The organism is Paenibacillus plantarum, assembly GCF_013141695.1.
GTDB classification, from domain to species: Bacteria; Bacillota; Bacilli; order Paenibacillales; family NBRC-103111; genus Paenibacillus_E; species Paenibacillus_E plantarum.
This window is the reverse complement of record NZ_WHNY01000026.1, coordinates 402870-417762: the sequence shown is the minus strand read 5'-3', so window position 1 is coordinate 417762 and position 14893 is coordinate 402870. Positions and strand designations below refer to the sequence as shown.

Below are 14893 nucleotides of genomic sequence, written 5' to 3'. Positions count from 1 at the left end.
AATGCGAGCATCCGCCTTGCTTATCAGATATTGAATCGGTATCTGGCAAGCAAGGTGGATTTTGTTGTTGTTGAAACCTAGGATTGGACGGGAGCGGGCAATTTAAGCCCAAACAATAGATCATAATCCCACTTCATTTTTTTCAGATAGTTAAAATATTCCTCTTCCAGCGGATGCCCCTGAGTCCAAGGTTTCCGTGGGCCACTGAAATGAATGATCGCAGGGGCGATATCCAAACGTAGTAGTAACAGATGACCTGTTGTATAGTTCCATTTGGGATCGAGCGAAAGCCGACTATCATACAATATCGCATTCAATGCGTCTTGGTCCATATGTCGTATTTTGTCAGGATTGTTGTTCAAGAAATCCCAAACGCGCTGCGCAACGTTTTCTTTTCTCCACTTCTCGAGATTGATAAGCAAGACGCCTGCATTAAAATACCCATATTGTTCCGGGATGGACAATATGCTCATCCGATTGTCTCCGAACGCCCATTCTACGGCACCCAAATAATAATCGCTTATGTCGATATTCCACAGATCATAAATATTTTCCTTGATAATCGTATCCGGATCGATATAGATCACTTTCTTTACATCCTGACTTAACAATTCGGGGATGTGAATACGGAAATAAGCTTCCAAACTAATATGCGGCTGCTCGACTAATCCCTTATACATGGACCGGTCGACAAGGACATAGTGAATCTGCAAAGGATAGTCCTGAGTGGCATCATTTAACGTATTCGTCACTCTCTCGGAGAGTCCGCTGTTCAGAATATATAAATGTACGTTGTAATCCAATTTCTTATGTTCGAATAACGAACGCAGCATGACAGCTAAATGCCTGCAATATTCATCACTAATGGCTGTTACGATATGGATAGCATTCATCTTAATCTCTCCCTGAATAAATTTATGAAACAGGTTCTTCTGTGTGTTGATTGGACAGCACGTCTAGTAATAGTTCAAGTAGTTTTTTTTCATTTTCCATGATTGAAGTAAGATTTTTGATGATTCGATCCAAGTTCAGGGAAGTTTTCGTGAACTCATACTTAAGGTTATAGGCTACATTAATTTTGCAAATCTTGTGCAATTCTTTATAGCCGTCAATGATGGCATCCAAATTGGAAACTCCGTGATGATCTCTTAAATAGGTTAACCGATGCACCATGAGCGATTTATGCTCCATCAGCATATGAAAGGGGCGGTAATGGGACCAGGTATTCTGAGCCTTCACCTGTTCCACATGTTGGAGCAACTTGTCGTAAATGCAGATGCCGTATATTTCATTGCAGCTAAACGTGTTAATTCTTGAATCGGAGTTCAGCGAAAATAAATAGTCGTTGATTTGATCACGAATGGCGGATAAGTTTAGCAAGAATCTTGGGGCTTTTTTGTTGTATAAAAACAGTTCAACTTTGCCGCCCATTTGAATGTTTACATCATACCGGGCATTCATTTCATAATAGGCCTTGTTTAGTTCCTCAAATGTACAAGTGGAGGTAGCAAATTGACCTTCCCCGAAGCCATTATCGGCGACGAGGAACGTTTCTGTGTTTTTGTCATAGCCATAAATAAAAACGGCATGGCTTTGATTAAAATCCGAGCTAGATATATGTGTATGATTGAGGCAGGTTTGCACATATTGATCGTCATTGATCGCCTTGATGACAAAATCGCTGAATTTATTTTCTGTGAAATACGTATCAATCACTTTTTTGTCAATGGATTGAATAATCACGTAGGGGCATACTTTTTTTAATACAGGGGAGTAATGTTTAATTGGAAAGGAGGTCCCATTATAATTTCTCGTTATGAATTGCAATTGGATAAAGTTCGTATACACCCAGGTGTGAGACTCTTCGTAATTTAACAATATCGATAACAGATTCGCCTCGTCAGGACAGGTACTGAGGAGTGGTTCAGTTCTTGGCAATACTTTTCTGTTGCTTTCCATAAGGTCCACCTCGTATTTAAGGTTTACTAATATCATATCATGCGATCATGGCATCAGGCAGTGATGAAAATTACAATGTTAGAGTAATAAATAGTAAGATTGTTCATTTGTTTTCAACATTGACTAGAAAATTTAATATTGCTACTATCACAACATAAGAAAGACATGAGCATGATTTCCAAAAAAAAGGGGTGTGAAATTGTTTGTGTGTAAACGCTTCCTTGAGTTGAACGATGCTTCTACAAAGTATAAAAAGAGGTGAAATGGTTATGCCGGAAAATGCGATACACTCGAATTTTCTGAAAGGTGATACGGTTGTTGGAAGAGTCAATAACTGCGTTGAAAGAGCTATTTATTTAGTAGCAAAGCAACATTATATAGGCGATCAAGCACATTTAACCAAATTGTTTGTAGGAAATTTGACATACAAGCTCACAACTAATCATCAGGGTGAACAGATTCGCATGTATAGTGACGAATTAGTTTTTTCTGATGTGATTGCGATTAATAATGTGCTTATCAATAAAGGGGATTCAGTTAAAGCACTTTCGGAAATTGAATATTATCTAAGTAATGGCAAATATGTACTCTTAAGAACGATCACATCGAGACTTCCATTTTTTAAAAGATACAATAAAAATTATGAAGTGAAGGAGGGCGATTATACTAGGCCAGGACATGTCATCCTTTTAATTTGGCATGATAAAGATCATATCTATTACGTGGACAGTCCTAATGATTTACATGCTGAAAATTATATACCGTTTCCGGAAAACCATGAAGTTGGCGTGATCAATAAAAAAGATGTGATGGATGCGTTACATCTTTTGGCGAATATTTCTACAATTGATGTAAATAAGAAGAACTTAGATGACTTTATGAGTCATTCACATTCTGATTATGTAACTGGTGTGATCAAAGATAGTGTTCGGAAATTCCATGCTTCAAAAGTCGAGAAAACGACGCAAGGGTATACCTATACAAACAAAGAAGCTTGCTTATTCTTGACATCATTAACACAGGCACAACCCATTCTGTTAAACGATGAATTTAAACGGATTGAACAAAATAAAATTCTGATCGGTTTAAATTTAGTCCAACAGAGAAGGCAAATCCTAAGCGATTATTTCGTTAGGTATTTTCCATATGAATCTAAAAACAATGTACTGGCGTATCTGGAGACAAGCATAGATGCCATTGAAAGTACGAAGATGTTCATCATGCATAATATGCTGAAAGGTCATTGGGCGTTTGATTCGATATACACAGAATTATTGGAAAATATTATACGCGCCGAGGATGAGCTGTATGATGCGCTAGCGCGTAATTTCACTTGAAATATGAAAATTGGGGTGACACCCTATATTAATTTTTAGATGAGTTTAAGGATAGGATCGAATCTGGGATGAAAATAGGAGGTTAATGAAGGATACTATGAATAAAATCGCGGATGAGATTGTTATTAAAGTGAAACAACTCAAAGAGTTGCAAGGGGACATCGATTTAGATGAAGATCTGCCTTCGCTGGGCTTAAATTCGATGGATTTAATGGCTTTGAGTGTTGATCTGGAGGATATTTTCAGCATTAATTTTAAACCAGAGGAACTATTATTTAAAAACTTTTCTTCGATAAGAAAACTATCTGGCTTAATCGAGAGAAAAATGAATGGAAATGATGTCAAGATCACAGAAGAATTGTAGGAAAATATAGAAGGAGGAACTGATTCATGGGGGATGGGCGCAAATCCGCAGCCATATCGAGACAGGCGTTAGTTACAGAAACCGGCGCATGGGCTGCGCTTCGAATTTTTATCGTACAACTGGCATCCATCGTATTTTTTGTGGGGCTATCACCCATCTATTACCTTAACCGCTATGATCTCTTGCGTCTTAAGAAGAAGATGAAGAATCCCTTTTATACAAGTAAATTTGTTCGATTTATGTATAGGCATCCGATTATCTATGAAATCGAGCTATTGCTGCAGAACTTTCCGAAGCCGTCACGTGTATTTGATGTGTTGCCCGAAATGTCAGGCGAGGTGCTGCAAGTTGGTTGCGGACCTGGATTACTAAACAAATATTACCGCAACAATACGAGCATTCACTTCACGAATTTGGATGTGAATCTTCCTTCTCTGAAGCTGGGTAAGCGCATGGGGCGATTCGACAGTTATGTACATGCAGATATTTGTAAAGCTCCGTTTCCAGATGAAAGTTTCGATGTAGTGTTGTTTGCCCGTTGTTTTCATCATATTCGTCGTACTCGCAAAGCGTTGGAGGAATCGTTGCGTGTGCTGAAACCTGGAGGTATCGTCATCGTTGCTGATCCAGTGTCGATACAGAAAACAAGTGCAGACGAGAAAATGACAGGAGCCTATATGATTAATTCTTCGATCGACGGCGTTGTCTGGAAATTCACGTTAGAAAGTTTGAAGGAGCATATGCTGCAAAATATGCCTAAAGGTTTGGTACTGGAGTCCGTGATCGAAAAGCGGCTAATCCATATGACCAATTATAATTTCAAATACCCTAATACGGATGCGGTGATGATTTTGCGTAAAGTGGAGGACAACCATGACTAATCGCCATACAACGATATTGTGTTCGGGTTTCGGGCTTGGCTTTTATATACCAGGTATCCTTGTAGCTAGAGGACTTGAGAAACGCGGTGTATCAAGTGATATTTTTGTGTTTGAATCGGTGCTGGATCCGGAGAAGCAGCGTCGAATCGATGACAGTAAAGCAGCGTATCACATTCATTTTGCAGCGGCACAGCTGGCAACCAAGCTGCCTAAGGATATACGTGACAGCATTGATGTAGGGGCTGCACAGAGATTGATCGAGCAATGGGATCTCGAGGAACGCGAGCATTTCATCGCATTATCCGGGAATTGGGTATATATTCTCGATTTGTACCGAGAGCATCGCATTAGCAACAGGCACAAAGCACCGCAGGTTGATTTGCTGTATGTCGACTCGGACTACTCACCATCTTGGAAAAGCATGAAAAAGTTTGTTCCGGACTTCAAATCTAGATACCAGGAGATCTGGCTATACCGTGCGGAGATCGGAGACATCGAGCGCTGTATTCCGGTTGGAGAAGAGGATCCGATCTCGTATGACACTCGTAGGCCGAGCTATGTTGTACATGGCGGAGGGTGGGGCATTGGAACCTACCGCAACGAGGCCGAAGAGCTTGAACGATTAGGCATTTCATTGGATATTGTCGCCTATCTGGAGGAAGAAGCGGGTCAAGAATTGAATGGCAATCGCTGCTTTATGAATGATCCGAAATGGAGGGCTTGGGAGATATCTCCTGGTAGGACTCCAGGCTTCCCGCCGTTTGCACAAATTGTGCCTGGTGAAACGCCTGTATATAAAGCTCCGCTAGAGCATCACGGATTGTATGGTGTCATCCGTCATGCCAGCGGGATTATCAGCAAGCCGGGAGCAGGCACTCTAATGGATTCGCTTGCTTCAGCAACGCCGCTTATCATGCTGGATCCGTTCGGCAAACACGAGGCACATAATGCAGCCTTATGGCAAAAGCTTGGCTTCGGTATCCCGATGGCCGACTGGAAAGCGGCGGGATATTCGCGCGAAGCACTGCTTCCACTGCATGAACGGCTGCTCGCAGCCAGAGCGAATGCGAAAGATTATATCGAGGAGTATGCCAATGCGCTATGCGGCGCTTAACTCATAACGAAAGGGGAAGTGAAGGATGAACGAACCACAGTTAGCCGGGAAAGTCGTCCGCCTGCGCCCGCTGTCTGCTTCAGATGTGCTGCGCGAGGACTTGTACCACATGTTTGACAAGTTCGGCTCGACTGCCCAATTTCAAGATCGAACAGTCGTCCTTACTGGAGGAGCAGGTTTCCTGGGATTTTACTTAACGCAGTTTTTACTTGGTCTAAAGTCGCAGGGAATCCGCCTGCGCAAGCTTGTGCTGCTGGATCGCTTTCTGTTCGGAGAGCCCGAATGGATCATGACAGCGCGAAACGAACATGCCGAGCTAGAGGTTCATACTTACGATGTTGCCAATGATGATCTAGGCTCCTGCGGCTCTGCTGCTTCCGCAGACTATGTGCTGCATATGGCATCAATCGCTTCTCCGACTTACTACAGACAACATCCACTCGAGACCATTAAAGCCAATGTGTATGGTCTCGAGCGATTGCTGAATTACTACAAGCAGTCGGATACGCTGCGAGGCTTGCTGTTCTTCTCCAGCAGTGAGGTATACGGCAGTCCTTCGGCAGATGCGATTCCTACGCCTGAGACCTATCTTGGCCATGTACCATGCACCGGTCCACGCGCCTGCTACGACGAGTCTAAGCGACTTGGCGAGACATTGTGCTATGTGTACGCAACGTCATTCGGCTTACCGGTTCGAATTGTCCGTCCGTTCAATGTGTTCGGACCTGGCATGCGACCGGAGGATCGCCGACTGCCGGCGGACTTTGCACGCAATGTGCTGCAAGGGGAAGATATCGTCATCTATTCGGACGGTCGTCCTTCTCGCACGTTCTGTTACATTGCCGACGCGATACCCGGCATTTTGAAGGTGTTGACGCATAGCGCGTTCGACACGTTCAACATCGGGATGGACGCAGAGGAGCTGTCAGTTGCAGGGCTAGCCTCAATTTATGCCGAGGCAGGCAAAGAACTGACAGGGTATCGTGGCGTCATCCGTATGGAGCAAGCCGCTGATCGCGATTACTTGACCGATAATCCGCAACGGCGATGCCCTGATTTGACCAAGGCACGCAAGGTACTCAGCTATGCACCCGACATAAGCGTACATGATGGGGTTCGCCGTTATCTGTCGTTTCTTCAGGATGCGGCAGGTGTTCGATTATGATCGCTGTCATTGGTTTGGGATTTGTCGGTCTGACGACGGCACTAGGTTTGGCCACTCAGACAGGCAGGCTGGTATATGCTTACGATTCGAATGCCAATCTAAGGGCGAAGCTTCGAAACGGCGAAGTGCCATTTCATGAGCCAGGCCTTAAGGAGAAATTGAATGCGCTGCTTGGAAGCGGTCTGATTATTTGTGAAACGTTGGCTGAAGCGCTAGAACATACCTCCATCATCTTTTATTGCGTCGGTACGCCAAGTCGCCCCGACGGGGCGGCGGATCTGGATGCGCTGACAGGTGCAATTCGTCAATCGCTTCCTCTGATGAGGAAGGATAGCTACTGTACGCTAGTGATCAAGTCGACCGTACCGCCAATGACAACGACACAAATCATCGAACCGCTGTTGAAGAACTCCGGTCACACGGTCGGCGAGTCAGTTGGATTAGCACATAATCCGGAATTTTTGCGAGAGGGGCGGGCATGGCAGGACTTTATCCATCCCGATCGGATTGTGATCGGAGCTTGCGACGCATATAGTATGCGTCAACTTGAACAACTGTATGAACCGTTTGGTGCTCCTGTACTTTCCGTGTCGCCTGGGACTGCAGAATTCACCAAAATGGCTTCCAACGCATTGCTGGCGACGATGATCAGCTTTTCCAATGAACTAGCTACGCTCGCAGAAGGCAGCAAGGAAATTGATATCTCGCAGGCTTTCCGGCTGCTTCATGCAGATAGACGCTGGCAAGGTGGGGGGATGGCGAGCTATGTGTATCCTGGTTGTGGTTTCGGAGGATACTGTCTGCCAAAGGATACCTTGTCCCTGTACCGATACTCCCAGACGCTTGGACGTGAGTCCGCGCTTCTCAGAGAGGTGCTAGCGGTGAACGCCCACACGAAGCGGGCGTTCGCGGAACGTATCGTAGCTGCAGGTGGGCCCCAAGCTAAGGTTGCTGTTCTTGGTCTGGCGTTCAAGCCAGGTAGTGACGATGTGCGCGATACGCCAGCTGCCGATATCATCGCTCACCTGCTAGAGCTTGGTGTGACGAATATTGTCGCTTACGACCCGTTAGCCATATCACGGTTTCGCGAGGCTTACGGTTTCCCAATCCGCTACGCGCACTCGTTAGAGGAAGCGCTGGAAGGACGCGATCTGGCCGCTTTGGTGACGGCTTGGCCGGAGTTTACTGCTCGACAGTTGTTGTTCGAACGTGTTCAGGTAATCGACGGTCGATATTGCTTGGGAAAGCCGGAATTCGTGTTGCAAACCCAAATGAGGAGGAGTTAATCGAGATGGAACAGATAACAGGAGGAGCGACAATGGAAAAGAAAATTGCCGAAATTATTGCTGAAATGAAGGAAGATCCTTCACTGGCCGAAACACTAACCGCCAATTCCAGTATTACGGAAGACGCAGGTTTGGACTCGCTGCAGTTAGTCAACTTTATTCTCCGCATCGAAGATGAGTTCGGAGTCGAATTCGATTTCGATGAGTTTGATCTAGAACATCTCAGTTCAATTGAGGCCTTTTGTGCATTCATTAGAGAGCGAGAATAAGATGGAGAGCTTGCGCGAGACCAAGAGTCCTCTAGCGCTGAGTGGCGTATTCAATGCGGAACGGTTTTGGCGGGAGCAGGGATTGTCGAAGCTGCCTCAAGTTGCAGACAAACAAGCAGAGCGAATTGTAGGCTTGATGGATGAACTAATGTTCAGCCTAGCCCGTCCTGGCGATTATGTGCTGACACGTCAGCCAATGCATGCCACGCATTTGGACTATCTCGCTTCAATCGGATTTGATTTTCAAAATGTCGTGTGCGATACGGCAGACGAAAACATGGACATGATGAATCTTCCCAAGTTGCCGTCTGATTGTACGTTCAGTTCATTCGCCGTTCTTCCCCACCATAAGCAACTATCAGAGTTGCTGGGGATTGCGTATGGCGAACCGGGTAATGAGATCATTCGGAGGGTGAACGGCAAACATTATTCCACAGATATGCGTTCGAGGCTGGGCATTCCTAATCCTGCAAGCATAGCGACAAGCGCAGAGGAAGTGCAAGAGATTGCGCTAGAGATGCTTAAGGAAGGTCCCATGCTGATTAAGGACGACTACGGCGTATCTGGCAAGGGTATCATTCACGTACGTGAAGAGACAGTGCTTCGCCGTATTGCCAGCTTTTTGGCTGCACAGGAGAAGAAGGGCTGTCATACACGGCTGATCTTAGAGCCATTACTGCCGAAGACGTTAGATTTTTCCACCTTATTTCATCTCTCGGAGAAAGGTGATTTCCGGTTGGTATCCGTGCAGCAGATGATCAATAGTGATTTTGCTTTTCGAGGTATCATAACACCGAATGAGGCATTCCACTTGGATATGGAAACGACGGGATACCTGGAACTCATGGAACAAATCGGAAAATCGATGTATGCAGATGGCTATTGGGGCGATGTTTGTGTAGATTCGATGCGGCTTGAGGGAAATGAATGGATGCCGATCGTGGAGATTAATGCACGCAAGTCGATGAGTCATATGAAGAATGGGATTGATGCATTCGTTGCCAGGCATGGCATGCAATCTATGTTAACGTATTACAGTATTTCTTATACGCATGAGCCATCGTATGAACAGATTCTAGATTGCCTTGGTCGTGAGAGGTTATTATTTGATCCGAAGTGTGGAATGCCTGGTATCGTGCTGTTGTCGGCCAATACTTTACTTGCGGGCAGCGCGCTCAATGTACCAGGAAAGGGCCGTTTGTATGTGGCGATTGTCTATCGAATGGAAGAAGATTGTCTAGTTGTGGAGACCCGTCTGCAAGAGATATTTGCGGAACTAGGACTCCGTATATTGAATTAAATCTGGCATTTACATAGGGAGTGATGAGAATGAGCGAAGCAAAAATGGAGGCAGAATCACCTAAACCGACTTTTGGAAACTCCGCCCCGCGTTGGATATTCCTGCAACTGCTGGAGAGCTGTAATCTGCGTTGTAGAATGTGCTATGAATGGGGAGAAAGCGGTGCGTACAACGAGAAGGCGATTTTGTCTAAGTTGGATATAAACGTCGTTAAGCAGATTGTCGAATCGTGCAGTCACGCAAAGCCATTTTATGATCTATACGGTGGTGAGCCACTGATGTATCCGCACCTCGAAGAGTTGTTGGCGTTGATTACCCATTATGGAAGTACTGTGCAAATGCCGACAAACGGGACCCTGCTAGCGAGCAAAGCGGAAATGCTTGTAAAGTACAATGTTGACCGCATCTGGGTTTCGCTGGATGGACCGGAGGAATTCAATGATGAGCAGCGAGGAAAGGGCGTTTTTGCGAAAGCGAAACGAGGTATAGAAAAGCTGTATGACGCCAGAGAGGCAAGACCCGAATCCAATATGGAAATTGGCCTCAATATGGTTGTGACGCCTTCTAACCATAAGCAGATTGCCCGTATGTTTTTTGAAAGCATTGACTTATCTAAGCTTGATTGTATCAGTATTGAAATGCAATCGTACCTAACCGAGGAGAATCATAACCAATATGTGAAGCTGCTGGAAGAGAAATTCGATGTCAAAGGCGCTCCGATTGCCCGAGGGTTTGTACAAGATATCAGTAAATTTGCGGATATGGACTTTGAAGGGATTTTCAATCAAGTGCAAGCTGTCAAGGAAGAGTGTGATCGTAGGGGAATCTTCGTGAATTTGTATCCAAAATTCAATACAGTTGAAGATATTCGCAAGTATTTCACTGCCAATTGGCACGAGATGTCGAAGGTAAAGAAACGGTGTGTCTTTCCATGGATCAGTACGGAGGTGAATGCGCTCGGCAATGTGACGTCATGTCACGCTTTTTATGATTTGACACTCGGCAATGTGAACGAGACGCCTTTACTGGATATTTGGAATGGTCCGCGTTATAGCAAATACCGTAATCATTTAAAGAAGGAATTGCTTCCGATCTGTCAGGGGTGTTGTTTGTTCTACAACGAAAAGCCAAAGTAAGGTGTAAACGATTCCATGGAAAGAGGGGATTTCATGCAACCGACCAGCAAATTGAAAGTGGATAAAGAATTGTTTGATTCTTTGAAGCGTACCGTTCGCAACGTTGTCGTGGCGCGCAAAGGCAGGGAGATGGACAGTTTATACAAAACGGATATGCCCGAATCTATCGGTATCAAGATAACGAATCGTTGCAATCTGCGCTGTAAGCATTGCTATCAATGGAGCGAAACCGGCTATCATCATGATATGGATGATGAACAGCAAAATTTGGATATCGATGTACAGATCATCAAGAATATTCTGGATGAGACGAGAGATGCGAAATCGAGGCTTTACTTATGGGGCGGAGAGCCAATGTTCCATCGCAAGTTTAGTGAAATATTAGCCTTAGTGGCTGCCGATCGCAGGGAAACCCTTATTTGCACAAATGGCTTGCTGATTGACAAACATATGGATGGTCTTCTCGCTCTAGGTAAGGATTTGGAGCTGTTGTTCGCGATTGAAGGGTTTGAGAGGGAACATGACCTAATCAGGGGCAAAGGTTCGTTTGGCAAAACCATGGAGCAGATCCAGAAGCTGACCGAGCTTCGGGAGCAAGGCGTCTTTAAAGGCGGTATTTCCGTTCACTGCGTCATTCACGATTATATGATTGGTCGATTACCGGAATTGATGGCCTTCTTTGAAGAAAGCGGAATTGATTTCGTTCTGCTTTGCTTCCCCTGGTTTATTTCGGATGAGGCTTCTCAGGAGATGGATCAGTATTTCAATGCAAACTTCAATTGGTTAACGGATATCAGCGATCGGAAATGCAACTGGCATGGATTTAAATATCAAATTAACCCCAACAATGTCCCTGCCTTACTTGAAGATTTAAAACTGATTAAAAGCCGCAGCTGGACAACGCGCATTCGATTTCAACCAGGACTTGAGCCCGATGAAATTGAAAGTTTCGTTCGCGGACAGGTTATGAATGTGCGCTGTGCCGATAAGTGTCTAGCATTGTCTACGCGAGTGGATGTCCTGCCGGATGGTAGTGCCTCTGCGTGCAAATTTTTCTCGGAATTCACCGTGGGCAATTTAAATAATAGCGGCTTGCGTGAGCTATGGCATTCTGACCAGTACGACCGGATACGTGGAAAAATAAATACGGAACTGACGCCAGCCTGCTCCAAATGCAGTGTGCTCTACTTGACGAGCTCTGCAAATCTGAAGCATATATGAGTATCTTCAACCATAAGGAGATCGTTGTAGCTTCTTTAGGATGTCCGGCAATTCTGCCACGTGCCCTGCTTCAACCAGCACGCGAGGTTGAGGGGGTTCGAATCGGAGGGCTGGCGAATCGGACGGTGTCTAAGGCTAAGGCACTCGCCGAGGAGTACGGTATTGCGAAAGTCTACGACAATTTCGAGCAATTAGTCCATGATCCCGAGGTCCATCTTGTTTATATCGCGCTAAGCAATGAACTGCATGAGGAATGGACTGTTCGTGCTGCCAAAGCGGGCAAAGCGGTGTTGGTTGAGAAGCCGATTTGTTCAAATTTGACCGAATGGGAGAGGATCGAACGGGCGGCTGAAGAGGCAGATGTACAAATATGGGAAGGGCTGATGGTGCAGCATCATCCTTGGCAGCACACACTTCGATCCATGATCGAAGACGGCCGATACGGGCGGTTGTTAAAGACGGAGACGAGGATTAGCTTTACCCCTAAGGACAATTTCCGTGGAAATTATCGAAGCAATCCTACCAAAGGTGGCGGTGTATTTCGTGATCTTGGCTGTTATTGGCTTCAATTCATTCAGGCCATCCACGGGTTGGAAGGCGGCCGGTTCTCCGGCCAGTCCGATTTCGCAGGTCCGAATGGATGCGATTGGACTTTTCATGCGAAGGCTGCATTCCCCGATGGCCTGAAATCGACCTTCATAGGTTCATTTGAAATGCCATACAAGTCCAAGCATGTTTGCCACTTCGAACAAGCGACGGTTACTTTGGGCGATTTCTTCCGTGCCAATGTCGGACACTACAAGATCCGCCTAACGATCGAGTGGTTAGATGGCGGACATCGTGAACACATAGAGTTCGATCCGATGAACTACTACACGAATCAATTAAGAGCTATTCGCGATGCGCTGAGACAGGGAAAACCAAGCGAACCGTTCAACCAAGTGAAGGAGCGCATCGTAATCGCTGATACCATTTACCAATCGGCTTTGCAAGACATTAGCCGAAGGGCATGACAGATTCATAGATAGAAATGGCTTCTTTGAAGGAGATGACACACGTGCCAGCCATTGTCGTAAAGGACTTGAGCAAGACATTTGAATACTACAAAAAAGAAGTGGGTCTTCGCCACTCTTTAACCAACTTGTATGCACGCAAAAAGCTGTATAAGGAAGCAGTTAACAAGGTTTCCTTCGAAATTGAAGAAGGGGAAATTGTAGGTTTTCTTGGTCCTAATGGGGCTGGTAAGACAACCACATTGAAGATGCTTTCCGGTATTTTATATCCGAGCGCAGGGGAAGCAAGCGTGCTTGGGTACAACCCATGGAAGCGTCAAAAAGCTTTTAAACGTCAATTCTCAATCGTTATGGGCCAAAAAAATCAGCTGTGGTGGGATTTGCCAGCCAGTGAGTCCTTCCATCTCAATAAAGCCATTTATGAGGTGGAGGATAATCAATATATGCGGACACTAGGAGATCTAACGGAGCTGCTAGACGTGCGCGACTTGTTGAATGTACAGGTTCGGAGGTTGTCGCTTGGTGAGCGGATGAAAATGGAGCTTATTGCAGCACTTCTCCATAATCCGAAAGTATTGTTTCTCGATGAGCCGACGATTGGTCTGGACATCATCTCTCAGCGCAAAATTCGAGAATTTTTGAAACAGTATAATCAGACGAAACGCACAACCATTATTTTGACAAGCCACTATATGGAGGATATTCAGTTTTTGTGCAAGCGTACGATCGTGATCAACAACGGTAGTGTTGTCTACGATGGGGATCTTGCCAGGGTGAATGACACGCTCGGAGACCGCAAAGTGATCAAGCTGCAATTAGAGGAGCCAGTGGAAGTGGGCCGCTTCCGAGCCTATGGAAAAATTCAGTCCTATGATGGTATTTATGTCCATATTGAGGTGGACCGTTCGCAATTTAAGTCATGTGCACAGTCTTTGTTAGCGAATTTCCCAGTAGTGGATCTGACCATAGAGGATATTCCAATTGAAGAAGGCATAGCGCGTCTGTACGAGAGAGGAGTTAACACCGATGCTTCCGCTTCCATGGAAAACGTACGCTAAATGTTTTAAAATGGGTGCGCTCAGCGCAATGGAGTATCGTGTTGATTTCTTTATTCGGCTGTTTAGCGGCGCGCTGCCGATTGTCATCCAATGTTATCTGTGGACATCTATTTTCCGCAATTCGTCATCCACTACTGTATTTGATTATACCTATTCTCAGATGATTGCCTATTCCATTCTAGCGATTCTCACTTCTACAGTTGTAGCTGCAGGGTTCGAGCGCGAGATTTCCACGGATGTGAAAGAAGGTAGTTTGAACAAGTTCATAGTGCAACCGATCTCTTATTTTTACTTTCGTGTGTTCAAATTTCTTGGCGACAAAAGTATTCGGATTGCGGTATTGGTTGTGATTAATGCAATTGTAATTGCTATTTTGCATGTCACGCTTGACTTTCAACTCATGTGGCAGGCGGTTATCGGCTTTCTCATCGTGATTCCGCTATCATTACTATTAAACTTCTCGATCTATTATTGCATCAGCGCAATTAGTTTTTGGGTTATCGAGGCATGGGGGATTTTTGCTACCTTTACTTTACTTGCAGGCATAGCTAGTGGAAGTATGTTTCCGATTGATATTTTTAATGCGCCAGTACAGCGGGTGCTTCAATGGCTCCCGTTTCAATATGTCATATACTTCCCTGTCAATATCTTAAGCGGCAAAGTAAGTGGTGTTAGTATCATGTCTGGAATGAGCATCCAACTGATCTGGCTAGTTGTATTCCTGTTCGTTTCGAAACTGTTGTGGCAAGCAGGGATGCGCAGATATGAAGCGGTTGGAGGCTAAATAGGA

General features: G+C 45.1%; 15 protein-coding genes. 13 read left to right on the top strand and 2 right to left on the bottom strand.

Annotated features, from left to right (window positions below; all coding sequences use genetic code 11):
• Positions 1-77 precede the first annotated feature (77 nt).
• Together GC096_RS08535 and GC096_RS08530 are read right to left on the bottom strand one after the other, a co-directional pair.
• A complete protein-coding gene (locus GC096_RS08535; RefSeq protein ID WP_171629801.1) occupies positions 78-893 on the bottom strand; it encodes a glycosyltransferase family 8 protein in 816 nt (271 codons plus the stop codon).
• A gap of 22 nt (positions 894-915) precedes the next feature.
• On the bottom strand, positions 916-1959 hold the full coding sequence (locus GC096_RS08530) for a hypothetical protein (RefSeq protein ID WP_171629800.1): 1044 nt from the start codon (positions 1957-1959) through the stop codon (positions 916-918).
• A gap of 269 nt (positions 1960-2228) precedes the next feature.
• Between GC096_RS08530 and GC096_RS08525 the strand changes: the two genes are divergently transcribed.
• From GC096_RS08525 to GC096_RS08465, 13 genes are all read left to right on the top strand, one after another.
• The gene (locus tag GC096_RS08525) at positions 2229-3296 is read left to right on the top strand and encodes a hypothetical protein (RefSeq protein WP_171629799.1); all 1068 of its coding nucleotides are present in this window, start codon (positions 2229-2231) and stop codon (positions 3294-3296) included.
• A gap of 85 nt (positions 3297-3381) precedes the next feature.
• Positions 3382-3660 carry an acyl carrier protein gene (locus GC096_RS08520; RefSeq protein WP_171629798.1) on the top strand — a complete coding sequence of 93 codons (279 nt, stop codon included), beginning with the start codon at positions 3382-3384 and terminating at the stop codon, positions 3658-3660.
• A gap of 26 nt (positions 3661-3686) precedes the next feature.
• Entirely contained in the window at positions 3687-4541 is an 855-nt protein-coding gene (locus tag GC096_RS08515; protein ID WP_171629797.1) for a class I SAM-dependent methyltransferase, read from the top strand.
• Positions 4534-5655 carry a UDP-glucuronosyltransferase gene (locus GC096_RS08510; protein ID WP_171629796.1) on the top strand — a complete coding sequence of 374 codons (1122 nt, stop codon included), beginning with the start codon at positions 4534-4536 and terminating at the stop codon, positions 5653-5655. The genes GC096_RS08515 and GC096_RS08510 overlap by 8 nt, the downstream gene beginning before the upstream one ends.
• 25 nt (positions 5656-5680) lie before the next feature.
• Complete coding sequence (locus tag GC096_RS08505; protein WP_216626063.1) at positions 5681-6820, top strand: NAD-dependent epimerase/dehydratase family protein; 1140 nt, start codon at positions 5681-5683, stop codon at positions 6818-6820.
• Positions 6817-8106 (top strand): UDP-glucose dehydrogenase family protein, encoded by a 1290-nt coding sequence (locus GC096_RS08500; protein ID WP_171629795.1) that lies wholly within the window; start codon positions 6817-6819, stop codon positions 8104-8106. Before GC096_RS08505 ends, GC096_RS08500 begins: the two co-directional genes overlap by 4 nt.
• 32 nt (positions 8107-8138) lie before the next feature.
• Positions 8139-8375 carry an acyl carrier protein gene (locus tag GC096_RS08495; protein WP_171629794.1) on the top strand — a complete coding sequence of 79 codons (237 nt, stop codon included), beginning with the start codon at positions 8139-8141 and terminating at the stop codon, positions 8373-8375.
• Positions 8350-9675, top strand: a complete 1326-nt coding sequence (locus tag GC096_RS08490) for an ATP-grasp domain-containing protein (RefSeq protein ID WP_171629793.1) — start codon at positions 8350-8352, stop codon at positions 9673-9675. Before GC096_RS08495 ends, GC096_RS08490 begins: the two co-directional genes overlap by 26 nt.
• A 29-nt stretch (positions 9676-9704) precedes the next feature.
• The gene (locus tag GC096_RS08485) at positions 9705-10811 is read left to right on the top strand and encodes a radical SAM protein (protein ID WP_246302633.1); all 1107 of its coding nucleotides are present in this window, start codon (positions 9705-9707) and stop codon (positions 10809-10811) included.
• 33 nt (positions 10812-10844) lie between these two features.
• Positions 10845-12032 (top strand): radical SAM/SPASM domain-containing protein, encoded by a 1188-nt coding sequence (locus GC096_RS08480; RefSeq protein ID WP_171629792.1) that lies wholly within the window; start codon positions 10845-10847, stop codon positions 12030-12032.
• Entirely contained in the window at positions 12029-13045 is a 1017-nt protein-coding gene (locus tag GC096_RS08475; protein ID WP_171629791.1) for a Gfo/Idh/MocA family protein, read from the top strand. The genes GC096_RS08480 and GC096_RS08475 overlap by 4 nt, the downstream gene beginning before the upstream one ends.
• A 44-nt stretch (positions 13046-13089) precedes the next feature.
• A complete protein-coding gene (locus GC096_RS08470) occupies positions 13090-14103 on the top strand; it encodes an ABC transporter ATP-binding protein (RefSeq protein ID WP_171629790.1) in 1014 nt (337 codons plus the stop codon).
• Positions 14072-14887: an ABC transporter permease gene (locus GC096_RS08465; RefSeq protein WP_171629789.1), complete on the top strand. Its 816-nt coding sequence runs from the start codon at positions 14072-14074 to the stop codon at positions 14885-14887. Before GC096_RS08470 ends, GC096_RS08465 begins: the two co-directional genes overlap by 32 nt.
• Positions 14888-14893: the final 6 nt, after the last annotated feature.